The organism is Streptomyces malaysiensis subsp. malaysiensis (genome assembly GCF_040653035.1).
GTDB lineage: Bacteria > Actinomycetota > Actinomycetes > Streptomycetales > Streptomycetaceae > Streptomyces > Streptomyces malaysiensis.
Map to the genome: position 1 here is coordinate 91,718 of NZ_JBEZNG010000026.1, position 20,815 is coordinate 112,532.

At 71.9% G+C, this 20,815-nt stretch carries 20 protein-coding genes and 1 other RNA gene; 10 read left to right on the forward strand and 11 right to left on the reverse strand.

Going from position 1 to position 20,815, the window contains the following annotated elements; translation table 11 throughout:
• The first annotated feature begins 52 nt into the window (after positions 1–52).
• Positions 53–1,123, forward strand: coding sequence for a tartrate dehydrogenase (locus AB0E24_RS36720; protein WP_069869210.1), 1,071 nt, complete (start codon positions 53–55; stop codon positions 1,121–1,123).
• 207 nt (positions 1,124–1,330) lie between these two features.
• Here the strand turns inward: AB0E24_RS36720 and AB0E24_RS36725 are convergent, their stop codons facing one another.
• The 5 genes from AB0E24_RS36725 to AB0E24_RS36745 form a co-directional block, all read right to left on the reverse strand.
• Positions 1,331–1,717, reverse strand: a complete 387-nt coding sequence (locus AB0E24_RS36725; protein WP_359383772.1) for a hypothetical protein — start codon at positions 1,715–1,717, stop codon at positions 1,331–1,333.
• Positions 1,718–1,857: 140 nt separating this feature from the next.
• Positions 1,858–2,457, reverse strand: a complete 600-nt coding sequence (locus AB0E24_RS36730) for a hypothetical protein (protein WP_359383775.1) — start codon at positions 2,455–2,457, stop codon at positions 1,858–1,860.
• A gap of 140 nt (positions 2,458–2,597) precedes the next feature.
• Complete coding sequence (locus AB0E24_RS36735; RefSeq protein ID WP_359383778.1) at positions 2,598–3,254, reverse strand: hypothetical protein; 657 nt, start codon at positions 3,252–3,254, stop codon at positions 2,598–2,600.
• Positions 3,255–3,315: 61 nt separating this feature from the next.
• On the reverse strand, positions 3,316–3,996 hold the full coding sequence (locus AB0E24_RS36740; RefSeq protein WP_069869207.1) for a response regulator: 681 nt from the start codon (positions 3,994–3,996) through the stop codon (positions 3,316–3,318).
• A gap of 93 nt (positions 3,997–4,089) precedes the next feature.
• A complete protein-coding gene (locus AB0E24_RS36745) occupies positions 4,090–5,286 on the reverse strand; it encodes a sensor histidine kinase (RefSeq protein WP_159398957.1) in 1,197 nt (398 codons plus the stop codon).
• A gap of 254 nt (positions 5,287–5,540) precedes the next feature.
• On the opposite strand from AB0E24_RS36745, the gene AB0E24_RS36750 reads away from it, so the two are divergent.
• Complete coding sequence (locus AB0E24_RS36750; protein ID WP_359383781.1) at positions 5,541–7,856, forward strand: MMPL family transporter; 2,316 nt, start codon at positions 5,541–5,543, stop codon at positions 7,854–7,856.
• A 49-nt stretch (positions 7,857–7,905) separates the two neighbouring features.
• Here AB0E24_RS36750 and AB0E24_RS36755 read toward each other — a convergent pair whose 3' ends face one another.
• Complete coding sequence (locus AB0E24_RS36755) at positions 7,906–8,598, reverse strand: TetR/AcrR family transcriptional regulator (protein ID WP_232638026.1); 693 nt, start codon at positions 8,596–8,598, stop codon at positions 7,906–7,908.
• Between the two features lie 144 nt (positions 8,599–8,742).
• Here AB0E24_RS36755 and AB0E24_RS36760 point away from each other — a divergent pair, with 144 nt between their 5' ends.
• The 5 genes from AB0E24_RS36760 to AB0E24_RS36780 all read left to right on the forward strand — a co-directional run bounded on the left by AB0E24_RS36760 (position 8,743) and on the right by AB0E24_RS36780 (position 11,890).
• Positions 8,743–9,477 (forward strand): SDR family NAD(P)-dependent oxidoreductase, encoded by a 735-nt coding sequence (locus tag AB0E24_RS36760; RefSeq protein ID WP_359383784.1) that lies wholly within the window; start codon positions 8,743–8,745, stop codon positions 9,475–9,477.
• 33 nt (positions 9,478–9,510) lie between these two features.
• Positions 9,511–10,137 carry an NADPH-dependent F420 reductase gene (locus AB0E24_RS36765; RefSeq protein ID WP_359383787.1) on the forward strand — a complete coding sequence of 209 codons (627 nt, stop codon included), beginning with the start codon at positions 9,511–9,513 and terminating at the stop codon, positions 10,135–10,137.
• A gap of 85 nt (positions 10,138–10,222) precedes the next feature.
• Positions 10,223–10,345, forward strand: a complete 123-nt coding sequence (locus AB0E24_RS36770; protein ID WP_267894176.1) for a hypothetical protein — start codon at positions 10,223–10,225, stop codon at positions 10,343–10,345.
• Positions 10,342–11,457 carry an ACR3 family arsenite efflux transporter gene (arsB, locus tag AB0E24_RS36775; protein WP_079257400.1) on the forward strand — a complete coding sequence of 372 codons (1,116 nt, stop codon included), beginning with the start codon at positions 10,342–10,344 and terminating at the stop codon, positions 11,455–11,457. The genes AB0E24_RS36770 and arsB overlap by 4 nt, the downstream gene beginning before the upstream one ends.
• Entirely contained in the window at positions 11,450–11,890 is a 441-nt protein-coding gene (locus AB0E24_RS36780) for an arsenate reductase ArsC (RefSeq protein WP_102934407.1), read from the forward strand. Before arsB ends, AB0E24_RS36780 begins: the two co-directional genes overlap by 8 nt.
• Positions 11,891–12,000: 110 nt before the next feature.
• On the opposite strand, the gene rnpB is transcribed toward AB0E24_RS36780, so the two are convergent.
• Positions 12,001–12,405: RNase P RNA component class A (gene rnpB, locus AB0E24_RS36785), an RNA gene on the reverse strand.
• 150 nt (positions 12,406–12,555) lie between these two features.
• Between rnpB and yaaA the strand changes: the two genes are divergently transcribed.
• Together yaaA and eda are read left to right on the forward strand one after the other, a co-directional pair.
• Entirely contained in the window at positions 12,556–13,359 is an 804-nt protein-coding gene (gene yaaA, locus AB0E24_RS36790; RefSeq protein WP_174883476.1) for a peroxide stress protein YaaA, read from the forward strand.
• Positions 13,360–13,496: 137 nt separating this feature from the next.
• Complete coding sequence (eda, locus tag AB0E24_RS36795; RefSeq protein WP_099016898.1) at positions 13,497–14,156, forward strand: bifunctional 4-hydroxy-2-oxoglutarate aldolase/2-dehydro-3-deoxy-phosphogluconate aldolase; 660 nt, start codon at positions 13,497–13,499, stop codon at positions 14,154–14,156.
• Positions 14,157–14,329: 173 nt separating this feature from the next.
• Here eda and AB0E24_RS36800 read toward each other — a convergent pair whose 3' ends face one another.
• The 4 genes from AB0E24_RS36800 to AB0E24_RS36815 form a co-directional block, all read right to left on the reverse strand.
• Complete coding sequence (locus AB0E24_RS36800; RefSeq protein ID WP_069869199.1) at positions 14,330–15,505, reverse strand: bifunctional RNase H/acid phosphatase; 1,176 nt, start codon at positions 15,503–15,505, stop codon at positions 14,330–14,332.
• 4 nt (positions 15,506–15,509) lie between these two features.
• Positions 15,510–16,253 (reverse strand): zinc ribbon domain-containing protein, encoded by a 744-nt coding sequence (locus tag AB0E24_RS36805; RefSeq protein ID WP_359383828.1) that lies wholly within the window; start codon positions 16,251–16,253, stop codon positions 15,510–15,512.
• Between the two features lie 70 nt (positions 16,254–16,323).
• Positions 16,324–17,184: a Nif3-like dinuclear metal center hexameric protein gene (locus tag AB0E24_RS36810; protein WP_079257406.1), complete on the reverse strand. Its 861-nt coding sequence runs from the start codon at positions 17,182–17,184 to the stop codon at positions 16,324–16,326.
• 95 nt (positions 17,185–17,279) lie between these two features.
• Positions 17,280–18,314, reverse strand: a complete 1,035-nt coding sequence (locus tag AB0E24_RS36815) for an ABC transporter substrate-binding protein (protein ID WP_359383794.1) — start codon at positions 18,312–18,314, stop codon at positions 17,280–17,282.
• A gap of 228 nt (positions 18,315–18,542) precedes the next feature.
• Between AB0E24_RS36815 and AB0E24_RS46085 the strand changes: the two genes are divergently transcribed.
• On the forward strand, positions 18,543–20,729 hold the full coding sequence (locus AB0E24_RS46085) for a hypothetical protein (protein ID WP_435865364.1): 2,187 nt from the start codon (positions 18,543–18,545) through the stop codon (positions 20,727–20,729).
• The last annotated feature ends 86 nt before the right edge of the window (positions 20,730–20,815 follow it).

The following is a 20,815-nucleotide window of genomic DNA, read 5'->3' on the forward strand; positions in this document are numbered from 1 at the left end:
ATCCGATCTGCGTCTTGGACGCGGAGGACGCGCCCCTGCTGCAATCCCCTCCATGACGAACCGCCGCACGACCAACCACCGCATCGCCCTGATCCCAGGCGACGGCATCGGCAACGAGGTCATCCCGGCCGCCCGCCGCGTCCTGGACGCCGTCGCCGCCCGGCACGGCCTCGGCTTCACCTACGAGACGTTCGACTGGTCCTGCGAGCGCTACCTCAGCCAGGGCGCGATGATGCCCGAGGACGGCCTGGACCGGCTGCGCGGCCATGACGCGATCCTGCTCGGCGCCGTCGGCTACCCCGGCGTCCCCGACCATGTCTCGCTGTGGGGTCTGCTGATCCCCATCCGCCGGGGCTTCCAGCAGTACGTCAATCTGCGCCCCATCCGCGTCTTCGAGGGCGTGCCCAGCCCGCTGCGCGGGGCCGGGCCCGGCGATGTGGACCTCGTCGTGGTCCGGGAGAACGTCGAGGGCGAGTACGGCGAGATCGGCGGCCGCCTCGCACGGGGGCTGCCGGAGGAGATGGCCGTCCAGGAGGCGGTGTTCACCCGTAAGGGCGTCACCCGCGTCCTGGACTACGCCTTCTCCCTGGCCGAGCGGCGCGGTGGGCGCCTCACCTCGGCGACCAAGTCCAACGGCATCATCCACACCATGCCCTTCTGGGACGAACTCGTCGCCGAACGCGCCGCCGCGCACCCGGAGGTGGCCTGGGACCAGGAGCACATCGACGCCCTCGCCGCGAAGTTCGTCCTCGACCCTCAGCGCTTCGACGTCGTCGTGGCCTCCAACCTCTTCGGCGACATCCTCAGCGACCTGGCCGCCGCGGTCGCGGGCAGCATCGGCATCGCCCCCGCGGCCAACCTCAACCCCGAACGCGACTTCCCGTCCATGTTCGAACCGGTCCATGGCTCCGCCCCCGATATCGCGGGGCGGGGTATCGCCAACCCGCTCGGCGCGATCTGGTCCGCCGCCATGCTGCTCGACCACCTCGGCCACCCCGAGGCGGCCACCCGGGTCACCGACGCCATCGCGACCGTCCTGGCGAAGACCCCTGTCCGCACCCCCGACCTGGGCGGCACGGCCACCACGGAGGACTTCACCGACGCCCTGCTCGAACTGCTCTGAGATCACCCCCGATAGGCGGCCACCTCCTCCGGTACGCGACCTCGGCGGAGAAGAGCGCTGGCCGGGCGCGGGCGGTCGGCTGCGGTTCGGTGGCGCCCCGAAGGGGCGCGGGGCCGTGTCGATCTGCGGCTCCGCCGCGCGGGCGCGACCAGCCACGACGGCGCCGCAGACGATCGACGGCAGGTCGGGGCACTTCCAGCGGAGCGCTTAGGCCGGCCGGCCCCCGGCACGCTCCCACTGCGCCTCGTCCCACTCGACGTATTCGATCTGAACGCCACCGGGCAGCCCGGCGGTCAGGTTCCGGCCGGTGGGAACCGTCTGCGGACCGCGCACGAATTCCGCTCCCGCCCGGTCGAGGCGTGCCTGACACTCATCGAGGTCGTCCACGATCAGCGTCGCCGACGTGGCCTTGTACGGCTCCAGCGTTCGCTCGTCTCCCGCCACGACCAGAACCTGGCCGATGGCGGCCAGCTCCAGGCCGTTCGGCATCGTGAATCGGGTGGTGCCCGGCTCACCGGTGACGGTGCCGAGGGATGTCAGAACCGCGTCCAGGTCGGCGGCGTAGACGCGCGCGTAGGTACGGAAGATACGCATGCCTACCAGCAAGGCGTGATGAACCACCGCTATTCCGCCCGCCACCGGCGGCGAGCGGCATGAGCGGGCGGACGGCGGTGGTTCCCGGGGCGGGCCGGGCCGCCATCCGCGAGTGGTTCGACGGCATCTCGTGCTCGGGCTTACGGGTGGTACTTCTCCTCGACCGTATCGGCACCGCCGGACTTGGAGTCCATGGTGACGCGAACGGTCACGGCGTTGGTCTTCGCCGCCTTCTCCAACTGGTCCACGGTGCACTTCGAGGTGCCGTAGCCGTCCTCGCCGAGGGACACACTGCCGTCGTCGGCGGAGCAGATCGCGGCCGCGCCGAGGATCCGCGTGGCGTTGGCGACGAGGAACGCCTGGTCCATGCCGCCGTCCTCGGGCTTGACGATCAGCTTGCCGGGCGCGAGGTACTCCAGCTTGCCGACGATCGTGCGCTCGTTGCCCGCGTCGGCCGCGCCGCCCCCGGGGGTGGCGGACTCGCCGCCGTTGCCGTCTGCGGGCGGCGCCGTGGAGGACGTGCCGCCGTCCTCGCCCTGCGAGCCGGAGTTGTCCGAGGAGGAGCCGCCCGTGGGCTGGGCCGAGGCCGAGGAGCCGGCGGAGTCCGCCGCCTCGGAGTCGGGCCCACAGGCCGTGGCCCCCAGGCTCAGCGCCGCGGCGGCAACGAGGGCGGCGGCAATACGGCGGCCGGCGCGGCCACGGAAGCGGTTGGTGGCGGTGGCGGTGGCGGTGTTCATCATGGCCTCTCGATGCTGTGCTCTGTCGTCTCTCTCCCGGACGACAATCAGCTTCGAAGACCGGATTGTTGTTCTGCTAACAGACAGCTAATGCGGCGCTGTCCCGGGCCGTCGACCACGCAAGCGGCCGTCATGACCGCCGGTCAGCCGCTGACGGTACGGAGGAAGTGGTCCGCGTCCTCGGGTTCGCCCAGCCGTCCCAGCTCCAGCCAGGAGCCATCGGCGAAGCGAAGCCGGAACGTGGCGAATCCGCGCGGCTGGCCCGTCTCGCCCTCGACGCGGACCTGATCGAGGGGGAACTCCGCGACGATCCGGAAGTCGTCGGCCCTGGTGGGCGACAGCCGACGGCGCGGCGACGTGGCGATACAGACGCGCTCGCGGGCCAGCATGACCAGGCGTTGGGGGCTGGGCGAATGCCCGTACCAGCGCAGCAGCAACTGGCCCGCGGTCAGGTCCCAGTCGCCGTCGAAGGCACCGTCGGCCGCGCGGCGGCGGGAGGCGGAGGGCCGGGCGTCCGGCCCGGTCCGCCGCGGCCCGCGGCTACGGGACCGCTGGAACGGCTGCTCAAGTCGGGTACTCAGCGCGTCGATCAGCATCGCCGGGACGACGACGAAGAAGAACACCACGGCCCCCACGTACAGCAGCCAGTGGCGCCCCGGCTTCAACCGCCCCTTGCCCGCGGCCCGGTGCACCTCTGGGGGCGGTACGGGGATGCCCTTGTGAACCTCGCACCAGACCAGGGCCACGGGCTCCTCGCCCAGGATCTTCCGGGCCCGCCGGTGTACCGCACGCTTCGCCATGCGGAAATCCTAGAGCGGGCCCTTGCCCATCGAACCCGCCATGTCCCGGCCGGCGGCCGTCTCATCCGCTCCCGCGGACCGCTCCGTGTTCCCAGGCCCAGGCCGCCACCTCGACCCGGTTGCGGGCGTTGAGCTTGGCCTGGATCCGTCCCAGGTACGTTTTCACCGTCGACAGCGACAGGAAGAGCTCATCGCCGATTTCCTGGTTCGTGCGCCCTACGGCCACCAGCCGGACGATGTCCCGCTCCCGTTCGCTGAGACCGGCGGCATCGGACGCCCCGGGTGCCTGTACCGTCCCGCGTTCCGTCGCTTCCAGCCGCCGCAGGAGCCGCACGGTGACCGCCGGGGAGACGAGGGCATCGCCCCGTGCCGCCGCCTGGACCGCCTCCACCAGAAGGTCGGGAGAGGCGTCCTTGAGCAGGAAACCGCATGCGCCGTTGCGCAGTGCGGTTCGTACATAGTCGTCCTGATCGAATGTGGTGATCACGACGACGTTCAGCGGATCGGCCACGCCGGGACCGGCCAGCTGTCGCACGACCTCCAGCCCGTCCAGCCGCGGCATGCGGATGTCGGCCAGCACGACCCGGGGTCGCAGACGACGCGCGAGTTCGATGCACTCCACACCGTCGGCCGCCTCACCGACCACCGTGATCCCCGGCTGCACCCCCAGGATCAGGCTGAATCCCATCCGCACCAGTTCCTGGTCATCGGCGATGACGACGTCAATCCGGGGTTCGGGCACTGACCGTTCCTATCATCACGGGGCTGTGCGGCGTCGGGATGGCCCAAGCCGCTTCGTCCTGGCGGCCCGGCTCGGGCAGCGCTCGGCCCGGGGTCATGACGGTGCGAGCGGGAGGGCGGCGGATACTTCCCAGCCGCCGCCGGGCAGCGGCCCGGCGCGCAGGGTGCCGTCGAGGGCCTCGATGCGCTCTTGGAGCCCGAGCAGGCCGAAGCCGCCCCGGCCCCCGGCCGGCGTGAGCGCCCTGCGGTGCGGTGGGGTGTTGGTGACGGTCACACGCAGCCGCTCCGTATCGGCGTCCAGGCGGACGATGGTGTGCGCGTCCGGTGCGTGGCGGCGTACGTTCGTCAGGGCTTCTTGGACCAGGCGGTGGGCGGAGGTCTCCACTTCGGGCCGCAGTCGGGCCACCCGCGCCGCCGCCGTGGCTTCGAGGCGTGCCGTATCGGCTTCGGTGGGCCCGGAGCCGGGCGACGCGGCGGCGCAGTGGGCGGACACGAGTTCGCCGAGATCGGTGAGCAAGTCGCCCGGCCGCAATGGTGTGTTGTTCTCCTCGCGCAGGACGCGGACCAGACGGCGCGTGGATTCCAGGGTCTCGGCGCCGGAGCGGGCGATGTTGCGCAGGATGGGCTCGATCTTGTCCGGTGCGGCGGCCTGGATGGACAGGGCGGCGTTGGCCTGCACGATGATGCCGGTCATGTGATGGGCGATGAGATCGTGCAGATCGCGGGCCAGGGCGAGGCGCTCCCCGTGGCGGACCTCGCGGGCCGTGCGCTCTCTGCGCGCTTCCAGGGCTCGGATGGTGTAGCCGAGGGTGATGAAGATGGCGAGCGCGACGGTCAGCACATAGCCACCGGTGGTGAACGCCTCCCAGGACCCGGTGCGCAGGGGCAGCAGCAGTACGGTCGCGCTGATCAGGACGGTTTCCGCCGCCGCGGCGGCCGTCCGGCCGGATTGGGCCGTGGTGCGCAGGCCCATGCACAGCAGGCCCAGTGTCTCCAGAACTCCCCACCACGCCATGGTGCTCGGTGCGATCAGGCTCCAAGCGGTGAGTGCCAAGGACAGTGACACCACGGCGGCGACGCAGGTGTCCAGCGACGGCGACCAGGGAGTCTCCAGGACGGCCAGGGCGATCAGAGGGCCGGTGGCCACAGCGGGCAGCCAGGCGGTTCCGGACGCCATGGAATTGCTCCTGACCACGGCGATGTCCGCGAGCCAGGTGAGAGCGAACGCGAACAGGCCGCTGACGGTGATCAGCCGTCTGATGTGCGGAGTACGCGGAAGATGTCGATCCACGCCGCTCAGCGTAGAAGCGCGGGTGGGCGCGGGGCTGTCGGCCGAACGACCGACAGCCCCGCGCCCACCCGGTACGTACGGCTGACGTGACGCCCCGTGTCCCGGGCCGACGATGGTGATCGCGGCGGTCGGCGGCATTCACCGAGGTCCGGCCTCCGACCGGCGCGCCGTCCCCGGACGGGGCGTGCGCGGCACTTCCCGCTGTCCCACCTCCCGTCCCAACGTCGCATGAGTAGAAAGTCTTCCGCACCCTCATGGCCACCTTCCTGCACTGGATCGGTCGGACCGCCTTCGAGCGGCGTCGGCTGGTGCTCCTCTTCTGGGTCATCGTCCTTGCCGCCGTGGGCGCCGCCGCCGCGCATACCACCGGCGGTTCGACGTCCTCCTTCACCCTGCCCGGCACCGAGGCGCAGCGCGCCAACGACCTGCTGAGCGAGAAATTCCCCGCAGCCAACGCGGGCGGCGCCACCGCCCGTGTGGTGCTGCGGGCCCCGCACGGGGAAAAGATCACCAGCACCGGCAACCGGGCCTCGGTGGCCGCGACCCTGAAGGACCTGGCGGCCTCCTCTTCCCGGGTCGGTGCCGTCAGCGACCCCTTCACGAGCGGAACGGTCAGCGAGGACGGCGCGACCGCCTACACCACGGTCGCCTACCGGTCCGCGGCCGCGGACCTCACCGATCGTGACCACGAGCGGTTCGACGACGCCCTGCACGAGGGCAGGGAGACCGGGCTGACGGTCGAAGCCTCCGGCAACGCGGTCGCCACGACGGAGGAAGGCACCTCGGCCGAGGCCATCGGCTTCGCCCTAGCGGCGGTCATCCTCCTCCTCACCCTCGGCTCCTGGATCGCCGCGGGTCTTCCGCTGCTGACGGCCGTGATCGGGGTGGGCATCAGCCTCGCCGCGCTCACGGCGCTGGGCCCGGTCTTCGACCTGAACAGCAACACATCGGCACTCGCCTCGATGCTGGGCATCGCGGTCGGCATCGACTACGCGCTGTTCATCGTCTCCCGCTACCGCTCCGAACGTGCCGCGGGCCACGACGCCCGCGAGGCAGTGGGCCGGGCGAACGGCACCGCGGGATCGGCCGTCGTCTTCGCCGGCCTCACCGTCATGATCGCCCTCGTCGGCCTGGCCGTGGTCAACCTCCCGGTGCTGACCGCCATGGGCATCGCCGCCGCCGGGGCCGTCGCCGTCGCCGTCCTGGTCGCCATCACGCTGGTCCCGGCCATGCTCGGCTTCGCCCCTGAGCGCGTCCGTGGACGTTCCCGCGACCGCGCGGTGGGCCCCGGCGGCCGTGCGGCCGAGGCACCGCACGGCAGCCATGACACACAGGCGCCCCGCGACAGCCGTGACGCGAAGGCGGCCCGCGGCAGCCGTGATACCCAAGCGTCCCGCGGCAGCCGTGAGGCCACGCCGTTCGGCCGGCGGTGGGCCGAGGCGGTGGTGCGCCGACCGGTGCGGGTTCTCGTCACCGCCGTGGCGGCGCTGGCCGTGATCGCGCTCCCGGCCACCGGGCTGGAGCTCGGACTGCCCGACGACGGCTCCCAGCCGCCGTCCACCACCCAGCGCCGGGCCTACGACATGCTCGCGCAGTCCTTCGGGGAGGGCTTCAACGGCCCCCTGACCGTGGTCGTCGCCGACCAGTCCGCGGCCACCGCCAAAAAGGCCGCCGCCACCATGCACGCGAAGATCCGTGAACTCGACGATGTGGCCCTGGCGACCCCCGCCGTGTTCAACCCCTCCGGTGACACCGCCATCATCTCCGTCATCCCCGACAGCGCGCCGTCCGGCGACGCGACCAAGGACCTCGTCACCGGTATCCGTTCCCTGGCGACAACGACGGAGAACTCCATCGGCGCCCGGAGCATGGTCACCGGGACCACCGCGCTGAACATCGACATCTCCGACAAGTTCAGCGCCGCGCTGATGCCCTACCTCCTGGTCGTCGTCGGACTGGCCGTCCTGGTCCTGATCCTCGTCTTCCGCTCCCTCCTCGTGCCGTTGAAGGCGGCGCTCGGCTTCCTCCTGTCCGTCCTGGCCTCGCTCGGCGCCGTGGTGGCCGTCTTCCAATGGGGGTGGCTGAAGGACCTGTTCGGCATCGAACAGACCGGGCCGATCATGAGCCTGATGCCGATCCTCACCGTCGGCATCGTCTTCGGCCTGGCCATGGACTACCAGGTCTTCCTGGTCACCCGCATCCGCGAGTCCTACGTCCACAGCGCCGATCCGCGTCAGGCCATCTCCACGGGCTTCCAGCACAGCGCGAAGGTCATCACGGCCGCGGCCCTCATCATGATCTGCGTGTTCGCGGGCTTCATCGGCTCCACCGAATCCGTCATCGCGGCCCTCGGATTCGGCCTCGCGGTCGCCGTCGCCCTCGACGCCTTCATCGTCCGCATGACCATCGTGCCCGCGGTCCTGGCCCTCCTCGGCCACCGGGCGTGGTCCCTGCCCGCCTGGATCGACCGCGTCCTGCCCAACGTCGACATCGAGGGCGAGCAGTTGACCAAGTCCCCGACGGCCGACGCGCGGCCGGAACCCGCGACCGAACTCAGCACCCGGCACTGACCCGGATCCACACCATGAGAGCGGCGCCCACCCGCGGTGGTGCGCCGCCTCACGCAGGCCGGTGGCTTTGAATCCGTTCTGGCTGAACTTTTCGCACGTCATTGACTCGTGGTGGCGTCTGGCCGACCGGGCCGAACTCGCGGCATTCCCGTCGCCGGTCATCGCCGGCTGTGGCGGGGATGGCGTTGTCGATGAGGACGGCGGCGATGGCGGCGGCGGCAGGGAAGGCGTCGGCGTTGAGGACCCGGGTGCGGGCCGCGGCGCCGTCGATGAGCAGCGCGAGCTGCTCGCCGAGCTGTTCGGGGTCGGCGGCGCCGGCTTCGCGGGCGGTGTCGGCGAGCCGCGCGGCGACGGCTTTCTTGTAGTCGCGTGCGCACTGGGATGCGGGGTGCTGGGGGTCGTGGAGTTCGACGGCTGCGGCGATGTAGGGGCACAGGGGGGTGGTGGAGGGGACGTCGAAGGCCGCGAGGAGCCGTTCGCGCGGCGTGAGGTCGGTGCGGTCGAACACGCCGGACAGCACGGAGGGGTCGAACCGGCGCAGGTACTCGGCGACGAGCTCGTCCTTGCCGGTGAAGTGCTGGTAGGCCGTGCGCTTGGACACCTCGGCCGCCGCGCAGAGCTGGTCCATGCCGGTGCGGTTGATGCCCTGCTCGCGGAACAGCTGCTGGGACGCGCTGAGGATGCGCTCGCGGGCGCCCCGGCCGCGGCGGCGGCCCTTGGGGCCCTTCTCCAACTCCGTCATGGGGCCATGGTACCCCGACTGGGTAACGACCGGTGTACATAGTTTGCGCCCCGGCCGCCCGCCCCGTACGGTAAGCACACAGGGCGGTGTACATAACACCGTCATCCCAGGTGCGCACGGCACCACCGACCCAAGGGAGCGACCATGGGAAAGCTCGACGGCAAGGTAGCGGTCATCACCGGCGGCACCACCGGCATGGCGCTGGCCGGCGCGAAGCGGTTCGTGGACGAGGGAGCGCACGTCTTCATCACCGGCCGCCGCCAGGACGCCCTGGACGAGGCCGTGAAGCAGATCGGCCGCAACGTCACCGGCGTCCAGGGCGACGCCGCCGACCTGGACGACCTGGACCGCCTGTACGACACCGTCAAGCGGGAGAAGGGCAGCCTCGACGTGCTGTGGGCCAGCGCCGGCGGCGGCGAGCCCGCCCCGCTCGGCGAGATCACCGAGGCCCAGTTCGACACCTGGTTCGGGCTCAACGCCCGCGGCACCCTGTTCACCGTCCAGAAGGCCCTGCCGCTCTTCAACGACGGCGGCTCCATCCTCATGACCGGCTCCAACGCCTCCCTCGGCGCCTTCCCCGGCTGGAGCGTCTACGCCGGCAGCAAGGCCGTCCAGCAGGCATGGGCCCGCATCTGGCTCAACGAGCTCAAGGACCGCCGTATCCGCGTCAACGTCCTGACCCCCGGCCAGGTCGCCACCGCCAAGCAGGAAGAGCTCTTCGACGAGGCCACCAAGCGCCAGTTCGAGTCCCTCATCCCCCGCGGCCAGATGGGCCGCCCCGACGAAATCGCCACCGCCGCCCTCTTCCTCGCCTCCGACGACTCCAGCTACGTCAACGGCATGGAACTCGTCGCCGACGGCGGCACCACCGCCATCTGAACCGAACAACCCACAACCAGGGCAGGACATCTCATGAGCAACAACATCAGCATCATCGGCACCGGGAACATGGCCCGCACCATCGGCGCGCGGGCGGTAGCGGGCGGCAACACCGTCGAGATCATGGGCCGCGATCGGTCCAAGGCCGCCGACCTGGCCAAGGCCCTCGGCGACGGCGCCACGACGGGAGAATGGGGCACCGCCCCGGCCGGGGACATCGTCATCGTGGCCCTGTTGTACGACGGTGTCGTGCCGGCCGTCACCCAGTACGGAGACGCTCTCGCGGGCAAGGTCGTCGTCGACATCAGCAATCCCTTCAATTCCACGTTCGACGGGCTGGCCCACCGCGAGGAGACCTCGATCGCGCAGGAGGTCGCCAAGGCGGCCCCGGCCGACGCCAGTGTGGTGAAGGCGTTCAACACCATCTTCCGTCATGTCCTGGAGAAGGGTCGGCCCGACGTCTTCATCGCCGGCGACAGTGCGCAGGCCAAGGCAAGCGTGGAGGCGTTCATCGAGAGCCTCGGGCTGCGCCCGCTGGACGTCGGCGGCCTGAAAATGGCGCACTGGCTGGAAGGAGCGGGCGTGGTCACGGTGGGCCTCGCCAACCACGGGGTGGGGAACTTGGACTTCGCCCTCAGCATCACCGAACTTCCCGTCTGAGCCAGCTCTGAGCGGCGCTCCCTGTTGCGTTGACGCATGCCGATTCGATGTTGCGTCCTGAATCGAAGAACGTCAACATAGAAGAATGTCGAAACAAGACGCCCAGCCGACGATCTCCCACGACAGGCTCGCCGGCATCCTCACCCGTCCCGCAGGGACACCGCTCCCCCAGCGGACCGGGAAGAGCGCCACCGGGGCGGCCTCGTGATCGCCGAAGCGCCACAGGTCGGGCCGGTGGCGGCCCGACTGCCGTTCCTGGACCGGTTCCTGGCGGCGTGGATTCTGATCGCGATGGCCGCCGGTCTCGGTCTGGGACGGCTCGTTCCCGGCCTGGGAGATGCGCTGGCGGAGGTGACCGTCACCGGCGTCTCACTGCCGATCGCGCTCGGCCTGCTGGTGATGATGTACCCGGTGCTGGCCAAGGTCCGCTACGACCGCCTGGACATCGTGACCCGTGACCGCCGCCTGCTCGTCCCTTCCCTGGTCCTGAACTGGATCGCCGGACCGGCGGTGATGTTCGCGCTGGCCTGGCTCTTCCTGCCGGACCTGCCGCAGTACCGCACCGGCCTGATCATCGTCGGCCTGGCCCGCTGTATCGCCATGGTCATCATCTGGAACGACCTCGCCTGCGGGCACCGCGAGGCCGCCGCCGTACTGGTGGCGCTCAACAGCGTGTTCCAGGTGATCGCCTTCTCCGCGCTCGGCTGGTTCTACCTCAGCGTCCTGCCCGGCTGGCTCGGCCTGGAACAGACCGGCCTCGACGTCAGCGTGTGGGAGATCGCCCGCAGCGTCCTGATCTTCCTCGGCATCCCACTGCTGGCCGGATTCCTCACCCGCCGCCTGGGCGAAAGAGCCCGGGGCCGTACCTGGTACGAGACCAGGCTGATTCCGCGCATCGGACCGTTCGCCCTGTACGGGCTGCTGTTCACCATCGTCGTGCTCTTCGCCCTCCAAGGAGAAGCGATCACCTCGCGGCCCGTCGACGTAGTGCGCATCGCGCTGCCGCTGCTGGTGTACTTCGCCGTGATGTGGGCCGGATCCATGGCCCTTGGACGCGCGGTCGGGCTGGACTACCCGCGGGCGGTCACGCTGGCCTTCACCGCGGCGGGCAACAACTTCGAACTCGCCATCGCCGTCGCCATCGCCACCTTCGGCGCCTCCTCCGGACAGGCCCTGGCCGGAGTCGTCGGCCCGCTCATCGAAGTCCCCGCCCTGATCGGCCTGGTCCACGTCGCCCTCGCCGCACGCCGCTTCTTCCCCGCACCCGCCACGGACACCGTTCCCCCGGTCACCGCCCCGGAAGGCCCCGCCCGTGTCTGACATCCACAAGCCCTCGGTGCTGTTCGTCTGCGTCCACAACGCGGGCCGCTCCCAGATGGCCGCCGCCTTCCTCACCCACCTCGCCGGCGACCGCATCGAGGTCCGCTCCGCCGGATCCGCCCCCGCCGACACCGTGAACCCCGCCGTGGTTGAGGCCATGGCCGAGGTCGGCATCGACATCGCCGCCGAAACCCCCAAGATCCTCACCACCGAGGCCGTGCAGGCATCCGACATCGTCATCACCATGGGCTGCGGCGACGCCTGCCCCGTCTTCCCCGGCAAGACCTACCTCGACTGGAAACTCGACGACCCGGCCGGACAAGGAACCGCGGCGGTGCGACCGATCCGCGACGACATCCGCACCCGCGTCCAAAACCTGATCACCGAACTCACCCCTCGGCATGGCACGAACTCGCCGACGGCCGGGGCATGACTACGACGGCGCCGCCGGTGATGGCCATCGGCCCCCAGCTGGAGACCCTCGGCGGTACCGGGCCCAGGGCACCCTCCGCAAGGCATAGGCCCTGGTCAGAGCCATGGCGGCGGACGAGTCGGCCTGTACGCCGGGTTCTGTCTCCCGTGGGCCTCGCGGCCCGCGGGGAGGCGGCCATCCATCTAGGGCCGACGTTGCCGCCGGCCTCGTGCGGTCTACCCGCGGACTCGGGCGGGCAGCCCTCGATCGTCCGCGCAGAGCCACCGTGTGGCGGCTCCTCTTGACCTTGCTCCAGGTGGGGTTTACCGAGCCGTCCGAGTCACCTCGGACGCTGGTGGTCTCTTACACCACCGTTTCACCCTTACCGGACGCCTCGCGGCATCCGGCGGTCTGCTTTCTGTGGCACTGTCCCGCGGGTCACCCCGGGTGGGCGTTACCCACCACCTTGCCGTGTGGAGCCCGGACGTTCCTCGGCGGGGCCCTGAGGACCCCGACGCGACCGCCCGGCCGGCTCGTCCGCCGTGTTGACCATGATACCCGGGAGGGGCGGACCGCTCGGACGACGCCGGTCTTCTCCAGTGCGGAGGGGAAGGCAGCGGTGAGGGTGGGGCCCACGGAGTCGTAGCCTTTTCCGTGGCCCTGATGCCCCGACCCGAGGAGAGACCGTGCTCGTGCTGCTGCCCCCGTCCGAGGGAAAGGCCACAGGAGGCTCCGGGTCCGCGCTGGACCTGGGATCGCTGTCGCTGCCGGGGCTGGGCGGGGCGCGGGCGGAGGTGCTGGACGCGCTGGTGTCGCTGTGTTCGGGCGACGAGGTGAAGGCCGCGGAGGTGCTGGGGCTCAGCGAGGGGCTGCGGGGCGAGATCGCCAAGAACGCGGCGCTGCGGGAGGCCGTGGCGCGGCCCGCCGGGGAGATCTACACCGGTGTGCTGTACGACGCGCTCGGCCTGGCCACGCTGCCGAGTGCCGCCCGCCGCCGGGCGGAGCGGTCGCTGCTGGTCTTCTCGGGGCTCTGGGGCGCCGTACGGATCGGCGACCGCATCCCCTCCTACCGCTGCTCGATGGGGGTCAAGCTGCCGGGGCCCGGCGCGCTCGGCACCTACTGGCGGGCCCGGACCCCGATGGCCGAGGTGCTTCCGGAGGCCGCCGGGGACGGGCTGGTGCTGGACCTGCGCTCGTCGGCGTACGCGGCGGCGTGGAAGCCCAAGGGAGCGGTCGCCGAGCGTACGGCGACGGTGCGAGTGCTGCACTCGAAGTTCGTGAACGGGGTCGAGAAGCGGTCCGTCGTCAGCCACTTCAACAAGGCGACGAAGGGCCGGATGGTGCGGGACCTGCTGACCGCCGGCGCCGAGCCGAGCGGCCCGGCCGAGCTGGTGGAGGCGCTGCGCGGGCTGGGGTACGTGGTGGAGGCCACGCCGCCGGAGCGGGCGGGCCGGGCGTGGGGGCTGGATGTGGTGGTGACCGAGCTGTAGCCCGTTTCCGTGCGCTCTCGTCAGCGCGTTCCGTTCACCTTCGTCAGCCCGTTTCGGACGCCCTCGTCGGCCCGTTCCGTATGCGCTCGTTGCGGGATGTGCAACCGTCATTGCGTGGTGCGCGCCGCATGGGCAGGATGGGCGCCGTGACTAGCACCGCGCCCTCCCCCGGTTCCCCGGACTCCTCGCCGCTCGACCTCGCCCCCGTGATCCCCGTGGTCATCGTCCACGACGTGGCCGACGCGGTCCCGATGGCCCGTGCCCTGGTGGCGGGCGGGCTGCCCGCGATCGAGGTGACCTTCCGGACGCCCGCCGCCGCGGATGCCATCCGGGCGATCGCCGAGGAGGTCCCGGACGCGGTCGTCGGCGCCGGTACGGTCCTGAGCCCGGAGCATGTGGAGACCGCCGTCGCCGCCGGGGCGCGCTTCCTGGTCACGCCCGGCTGGACGGACCGGCTGCTCGGGGCGCTGGACGCGTCAGGTCTGCCCTATCTGCCCGGGGTCTCGACCACCTCGGAGGTCGTGGCGCTGCTGGAGCGCGGGGTCGAGGAGATGAAGTTCTTCCCGGCGGAGGCCGCCGGGGGCACCGCGTATCTGAAGGCGCTCGCCTCACCGCTCCCCCGGGCCCGTTTCTGTCCCACGGGCGGTGTCAACGCCTCGAACGCCGCCGGGTATCTGGCCCTGCCCAACGTCGGCTGCGTGGGCGGCACATGGATGCTGCCCTCGGACGCGCTGGCGGCGGGCGACTGGGCCAGGGTGGAGTCCCTGTCCCGGCAAGCGGCCGCCCTTCGCGACTGACAGGCTGGCGGGCTGACAGGCTGACAGGCTGGCGGGCTGGCGGGCTGGCGGACCGACAACCGCCGCCTACGGGGGTGACGACCGCCGCCCACCAAGGTGACAGCCCCCGTGGTCGGTCGCGACCGCTGACGCGAACCCGCCGCCCTACGGCCCGCCCGCAACCGCCGCCACCCCTACCGCAGATGCGCCGTCTCGTTCAGCAGCCTCACCGACGCGTTCCCGTCCGCGTAGTACGCCACCGCCGTCAGCGAGGCCGCCGAGAGTTCCATGCGGAACAGGGACTCCGGCGGGGCGCCCAGGGCCAGCCGGACCAGGGTCTTGATCGGTGTGACATGGGTGACCAGCAGCACCGTACGGCCCGTGTAACGGGCGATCAGCTTGTCGCGGGAGGCCGCGACCCTGCGCGTGACCGCCGCGAAGCTCTCGCCGCCGCCCGTCGGGGCCACCTTGGTGGAGGCCAGCCATGCCGCCAAGTCGTCCGGGTAGCGCTCCTTGGCCTCCGCGAAGGTCAGGCCCTCCCATGCGCCGAAGTCCGTCTCCCGCAGCCCTTCCTCGACCCGTACCTCCAGGCCCAGACGCCGGGCCACCGCGTCGGCGGTCTCCCGGCAGCGCCGGAGCGGTGAGGCGACGATGTCCTGGATGGTGCCGCGCGCGGCGAGCGCCGCCGCCACCCGCTCGGCCTGGTGGCGGCCCACATCGGAGAGTTCGGGGTCGCTGCCGCCGCTGCCCGAGAAGCGCTTCTCGGGGGTGAGCGGGGTCTCCCCGTGCCGGAGCAGTACGAAGGTGGCGGGGGTGCCCAGGTCCGCCGAGCCCCAGCCCACCGCCGGGGCGCCGGTGGCGGCGGGTGCGGCGAGGGCGTCGTCGGCGGGTGCGGCGGCCTCCGGCGCGCCCGCCGCCAACGTGCCGCCGGGCGGCACCTTCGGCTGCCACCGCTCGCCCCGTTTGCCCGCGTCCATCGCCTCGTTGGCGAGCCGGTCCGCGTGCTTGTTCCGCTCGCGCGGGATCCACTCGTACGCGGCCCGGCCGGGCGGCACGATCGCCTTGGCCTCGGCGGCGAGCGGGCGCATATCGGGGTGCTTGATCTTCCAGCGGCCCGACATCTGCTCGATGACCAGCTTGGAGTCCATCCGCACCTGGACCCCGGCCTCCGGGTCGAGGGCGTACGCCGCCCGCAATCCGGCGATCAGGCCCTTGTACTCGGCCACGTTGTTGGTCGCGGTGCCGATGTACTCGGCCACCTCGGCGAGCGTCTCACCGGTCTCCGCGTCGCGCACGACCGCGCCGTAACCGGCCGGCCCCGGGTTGCCCCGGGACCCGCCGTCCGCTTCGACGATGAAGCGCCGCGCCATCGGGCTACAGCCCCGACTCGGGCGTACGGACCAGGATCCGGCGGCAGTTCTCGCACCGCACCACCGTGTCGGGGGCCGCCGAGCGCACCTCGTTGAGCTCGGTGATGGCGAGCTCCTGGCGGCAGCCGTCGCAGCGCCGCTGGTAGAGCCGGGCCGCGCCGATACCGCCCTGCTGCCCGCGCAGCTTGTCGTAGAGCCCCAGAAGATCGGCGGGGATGGTCCCGGCGATCACCTCGCGCTCCTTGGTGGCGGTCGCGATCTCGGTGTCGATCCCCTCGGCGGCCGCGTCCCGGCGCGAGGTGGCGTCGCCGATCTTGGCCTGGAGGGACTCCACCCGCTCGGTCAGCTCGGCGGCCCGCTCCTGGATGGACTCCCGGCGCTCCATGACCTCCAGGACGATGTCCTCCAGATCGCCCTGGCGCTTGGCGAGGGAGGCGATCTCGTGCTGGAGGTTCTCCAGGTCCTTCGGGGAGGTGACGGCCCCGGAGTCCAGGCGCTTCTGGTCGCGGGCGGCGCGCTGGCGCACCTGCTCCACGTCCTGCTCCGCCTTGGTCTGCTCGCGGGCGGTGTCGCTCTCCTCGGTCTGCGCGGCGATGAGCAGGTCACGCAGCTGGGTGTGATCGGCGTTCAGGGTGTCGATCTCGGTGTGCTCGGGCAGCGTCCTGCGCTTGTGCGCGAGCTGCGACAGCCGGACGTCGAGCGCCTGGACGTCGAGGAGGCGGATCTGATCGGCGGGCGCGGCATTCAGCGTGGGGCTCCAGGGGAGTCGAGGGGGCAGAGGATGAGTCGAGCAGCGGTCGAGCGGAGGTCGGCGGAGGTCAAACGGAGAGGGACGGGGCGGACGCGCGGACGGCGGGAGCCGCCGCGTGGGCCGTCCAGGGGTCGGTGACGATACGGGAGACATGCGTACGCAGATCCCAGCCGTGCCGGTCGGAGATCTCGTCCAGTTGGGCCGCGGCCTGCTCGGTCCAGGGCCATTCGGTGGCCCAGTGCGCCGCGTCCAGCAGGGCGAGATCGCTGTGCTCCCGCGCCTCCGAGGACGGGTGGTGGCGCAGATCGGCGGTGAGGAAGGCGTCGACCCCGGCCGCGCGCACCGCGTCGAAGAGGCTGTCGCCGGAGCCGCCGCTGACGGCGACCCGGCGGATCGTACGGTCCGGGTCGCCCGCGGCGCGGATCCCCTGGGCGGTGGCGGGCAGCCGGGCGGCGGCGCGCTCGGCGAACTCCCGCAGCGTCTCGGGGTGGTCGAGTTCGCAGACGCGGCCGAGGCCGCGGCGGCCCTCGGGGTCGGTGGCGTCGGGCACCAGCGGACCGACGATCCGCAGGTCGAGCGCTCCGGCGAGGGCGTCGGAGACACCGGGGTCGGCGGTGTCGGCGTTGGTGTGCGCGACATGGAGGGCGATGTCGTTCTTGATCAGCGTGTGCACCACCCGGCCCTTGAAGGTGGAGGCGGCGACCGTGGTCGTGCCCCGCAGATAGAGCGGATGGTGGGTGATCAGCAGATCGGCGCCGAGTTCCACCGCCTCGTCGGCCACTTCCCGGACCGGGTCGACGGCGAACAGCACACGGGTGACCTCGGCGCCGGGGTCACCGCACACCGTGCCGACGGCGTCCCACTGCTCCGCCCGCTCGGGCGGCCAGAGGGCGTCGAGTGCGGCGATGACGTCGTTGAGTGCGGGCACGGGGCAAGGCTACCTCCCGGATCACGGCTGAGCCCTGCCCCGGCCTTCACACAGCGCGACGAGAGTTCGGGTGAAGTCCGCGGCGAAAACGCGGATCAGTGGACGAGGTAGCCCCGGAGGTCGTCGAGGACCCGGTCGGCGGCGGTGACGCCGAGTCCCAGGTACCAGGTCTGCTCATCGACGTTCTCGGCATGGCCCGCCTTGACCGCCTTCAGCTTCTTCCACAGCGGGTTGGACTGCGCCTGGTCGCGCTTGGTGGCCTTGGGGTCGCCGTAGACGCCGGTGAAGATCCAGTCGGCGTCGGCCTCGTCGATCCGCTCCGGGCTGATCTCCGCGGCGAGATCGTCGATCTGCTGGTTCTTCGGGCGCGGCAGGCCGACGTCCTCGAGGATGGTGCCGATGAAGGACGCCTTGGCGTAGAGCCGGGTGACCTCCGGCATGAAGCGGAGCATGGTGATGGTCGGCTTGTTGGGGCCGATGTCCTCGCCGAGCGCCTTGGCCTTCTTCTCGTACGCGTCGAGCGCGCGCTCGGCCTCGGCGGTCCGGTCCAGGGCCGCGGCGTTGAGGAGGTAGTTCTCCTTCCAGGTGAAGCCGGGGCGGATGGCGAAGACGGTCGGGGCGATCTGCTTCAGCTCGTCGTAGAGGGGTTCGGCGCGCAGTTTGCTGCCGAGGATCAGATCGGGGTGGAGGGCGTTGATGGCCTCGAGGTTGAGGTTGTTGATGGTGCCGATGTTCTTCGGGTTCCCGGCGTCCTTCTTCAGATAGCCGGGTATGGCCTGGTCGCCCTCGGAGGGGGCGTAGCCGACCGGCTTCAGGCCCAGCGAGACGACGTTGTCGAGTTCGCCCACGTCGAGCACCACGACCCGCTTCGGCTTGCTCTTGAGCTCGGTCTCGCCCATCGCGTGGGTGATGGTGCGGGGGAACGCGCCGGGCTTGGCCTCCGTGCCCATCTTCGCCGTCTCCTCGGCGGCCGAGCCGAAGTCCTTGCCACCCTGGGCAACGGACTTCCCGCCCCCGCCGTTGCGCTTGCCGCCGCCCTCGCCGTCGTCCGACGATCCACAGGCGGTGAGGGACAGCGCCCCGGCCAGAGCGAGGGCGAGGGCGGCGCTGCCGCGGGCGCGCAGGGACATGACGGAGCTCCTGGGATAGCTGGGGCACGCCCGTTCGCACGAGCGCGCCGAACGCACTTAGGTGTGCCTTACTTTAATCACAAAACACCCCCGCGTCGCTTACAGCACATTCACCCATGACCTCTCAGGCGAATCGGGCAAGAGCCACACTTACGGGTGGAGCGCGTCCATTACGGCCTTCGGCTTGAGGCACGAAAACTACTTTCAGTGGCCGGAGGTGACTGACCGATGACTGCCTGTGCCTTCGACACCGCCCTCACCGGGGGCGTCGGCGACCGGCCACGAGGGGGTTTCACCATCGCCTCGGACCGCTCGTACGGCGCGCGGCTCGCGCTCAGCGGGGAGGCCGGCTGCTGGTACCCCGAGCGCTGGACGCTGGACGGCCCGGAGCCCTACGCCGTGCCGCTGCCCACCGCCCAGCCCGAGGAGCCGGACAGCGAACTGCTGCCGCTGGCCGACGGGCAGGTGCTCATCCACCGCCGGTTGGCGGGACACCACGCCTTCTCGCTGCTCTACCCGGCCGGCCCCGGCACCGGCGAGCGCCCGCTCGGCGGCATCGACCACGCCGAGGTCTCGCTGCTGCCGCCCGCGCCCGGCGGTCTGTGCGCGTTCGCGCTGGGGCGCGGCCCGCGGTCCACCTCCGTCTGGCTGCTGTTCGGCGGCGGCGTCCTCGCCCCCCAGCATCTGGCCGAGGTGCCCGGCCGCTGTACGGGCGGCGGTTGGCTGGACCGTACGGGCCGGCTGCTGGCCCTCGACCGCGAACTCGACGGCCGGACGAAGACCGTGGTGGTCGATCTGCGGCGGGGCGGTGAGACCAGCCCGCTGCTCCAGATCACCGAGCGCAGCGACGACCGGCTGCTGCTCGCCGACCCCGACAGCGGTCTGCTGCTCGTACGGTCCGACGCGCCCGGGGAGGAGCGGCTGGGGTGGGGGGTGCTGGGCAGCGCCCGGCCGGTGCGGTTCCCCGACTGTCTGCGGCCCGCGGGGCGGTGGGAGCCCACGCCGTTCGCAGTGCAGCCGGGGCAGGTGCTGACGCCGGAGTCGTGCGCGGTGGCCTTCCGCATCGATGGGCTCGGCGGATCCGGGTCCGGCGCGGGGTCCGGACGGCCGTGGGTGGGCGTATGGCGCCCGGCGGAGCGGCGGTTGCGCGAGTTCCCGGCGCCGGAGGGCTGGCTTCCGGGCGCGGGTCTGTGGACGCGGGAGGGTGAGCTGCGGCTGCCGTATGTGACCCCGCAGATGCCCTGCGGGGTGGCACGGGTGCGGCCGCCCGGGGTGCCGGGGGCGGCGCCGAGGTTTTCGGGCGGTTCGTGGGTGGCGGCGGCGCCGGGCGGTTCGGGTGTGGCGTGGGTGGCGGAGGGCCCGGAGGCGCCGGGCACCCCGGGCGGTGTCGCGAGCCGCACTCCCGGCAGTGTCCCGAGTGGTGCCGCGAGCGGCGCCCCGGGCGGTGTCATGAGCGCCGTCCCGAGCGGCGCCTCGCTCGGCGCCCCGCTCGCGGCGGATCCGTCCGGGGCGCCGGAGGCGCCATGGCGACGGGACGACTCGGCGGCGTCGTGGCGGCCGCACGTCGCGACACCGACCTGGCCACCGGACGGCGCACACACCACCTGGCGGCCGGAGGACTCGACGGGGGCGCGGCGGATCGCGCGGGTGACACGGGTGTCCGAATCCTCGGGCCGGGTGTCCGAACCCTCCGGCCTGGTAGCTGAGCCCTCGGGCTGGGTGGAGGAACCCCCAAGCCGTGTGTCCGAATCCTCGGGCTGGGTGGCGGAGCCATCGGGCCGGGTGTCCGAACCCTCGGGCTGGGTGGCTGAGCCCTCGGGCCGGATGTCCGAGCCGTCCGGTCCGGCCGCGGCGGCGACCCCGGTCAGCGCCCGGGTCGTCCAGACACCGCATACGGCGGCCCCCGCGGCCGGGATCGCGGCGAGGATCACACCGTGGACCCGGGTCGGCGGCCCCGGCGGCCCCGCCCCCGCGCGGACGACCGAGCTCACACCGCCACGGCCGGTTGGGCAGGCGCCCGAGCTGACCGCGTCGCGGGCGTCCGGGCCGATGCCTGAGCCGACGCCGCCGCGGCCACCGGATCTGACACCGCCACGGGCCCCCGGGCCGATGCCGGTACGAGCGGCGCAGGCGCCGATGCCCGTACCGGAGCGGGCGCCGATGACCGTACGGGAGCCGACCCCGCTGCCCGTGCACGAGCGGGCGCCGGAGCCCGAGGGCGTTTTGGGCGTCGAGCCATGGGGCGGCACCGGGTCATGGCCGGGTGTCGAGCAGGAGATGGGGCCCGAGCCCGACCACGATCCCGGCGCCGGTACGGGCCCCGCCCTGCGGCCCGTACCGCTCCAGCAGGCGCCGCTCGCCCGGCCCCCGCAGCCCCGGCCACCCCGCTGGGTCCGGGACCACCGCCGTGGTTAAAATCGTTACGGGGGCTGCGTATCCCTGCGTTCCGTCACATACGGGCGCCTCGGGTGATGCGCGTGGAACGTCGTGCGACATCGTGG

Excerpts from the sequence above, each read along its gene's own strand:
- AB0E24_RS36720 (WP_069869210.1), top strand. The coding sequence starts at position 53 with ATGACGAACCGCCGCACGACCAACCACCGCATCGCCCTGATCCCAGGC.
- AB0E24_RS36750 (WP_359383781.1), top strand. The coding sequence starts at position 5,541 with ATGGCCACCTTCCTGCACTGGATCGGTCGGACCGCCTTCGAGCGGCGT.
- AB0E24_RS36755 (WP_232638026.1), bottom strand. The coding sequence starts at position 8,598 with ATGACGGAGTTGGAGAAGGGCCCCAAGGGCCGCCGCCGCGGCCGGGGC.
- AB0E24_RS36770 (WP_267894176.1), top strand. The coding sequence starts at position 10,223 with ATGTCGAAACAAGACGCCCAGCCGACGATCTCCCACGACAGGCTCGCC.
- eda (WP_099016898.1), top strand. The coding sequence starts at position 13,497 with ATGGGCGCCGTGACTAGCACCGCGCCCTCCCCCGGTTCCCCGGACTCC.
- AB0E24_RS36765 (WP_359383787.1), top strand. The coding sequence starts at position 9,511 with ATGAGCAACAACATCAGCATCATCGGCACCGGGAACATGGCCCGCACC.
- AB0E24_RS46085 (WP_435865364.1), top strand. The coding sequence starts at position 18,543 with ATGACTGCCTGTGCCTTCGACACCGCCCTCACCGGGGGCGTCGGCGAC.
- AB0E24_RS36815 (WP_359383794.1), bottom strand. The coding sequence starts at position 18,314 with ATGTCCCTGCGCGCCCGCGGCAGCGCCGCCCTCGCCCTCGCTCTGGCC.
- AB0E24_RS36760 (WP_359383784.1), top strand. The coding sequence starts at position 8,743 with ATGGGAAAGCTCGACGGCAAGGTAGCGGTCATCACCGGCGGCACCACC.
- AB0E24_RS36735 (WP_359383778.1), bottom strand. The coding sequence starts at position 3,254 with ATGGCGAAGCGTGCGGTACACCGGCGGGCCCGGAAGATCCTGGGCGAG.
- AB0E24_RS36730 (WP_359383775.1), bottom strand. The coding sequence starts at position 2,457 with ATGATGAACACCGCCACCGCCACCGCCACCAACCGCTTCCGTGGCCGC.
- AB0E24_RS36725 (WP_359383772.1), bottom strand. The coding sequence starts at position 1,717 with ATGCGTATCTTCCGTACCTACGCGCGCGTCTACGCCGCCGACCTGGAC.
- AB0E24_RS36800 (WP_069869199.1), bottom strand. The coding sequence starts at position 15,505 with ATGGCGCGGCGCTTCATCGTCGAAGCGGACGGCGGGTCCCGGGGCAAC.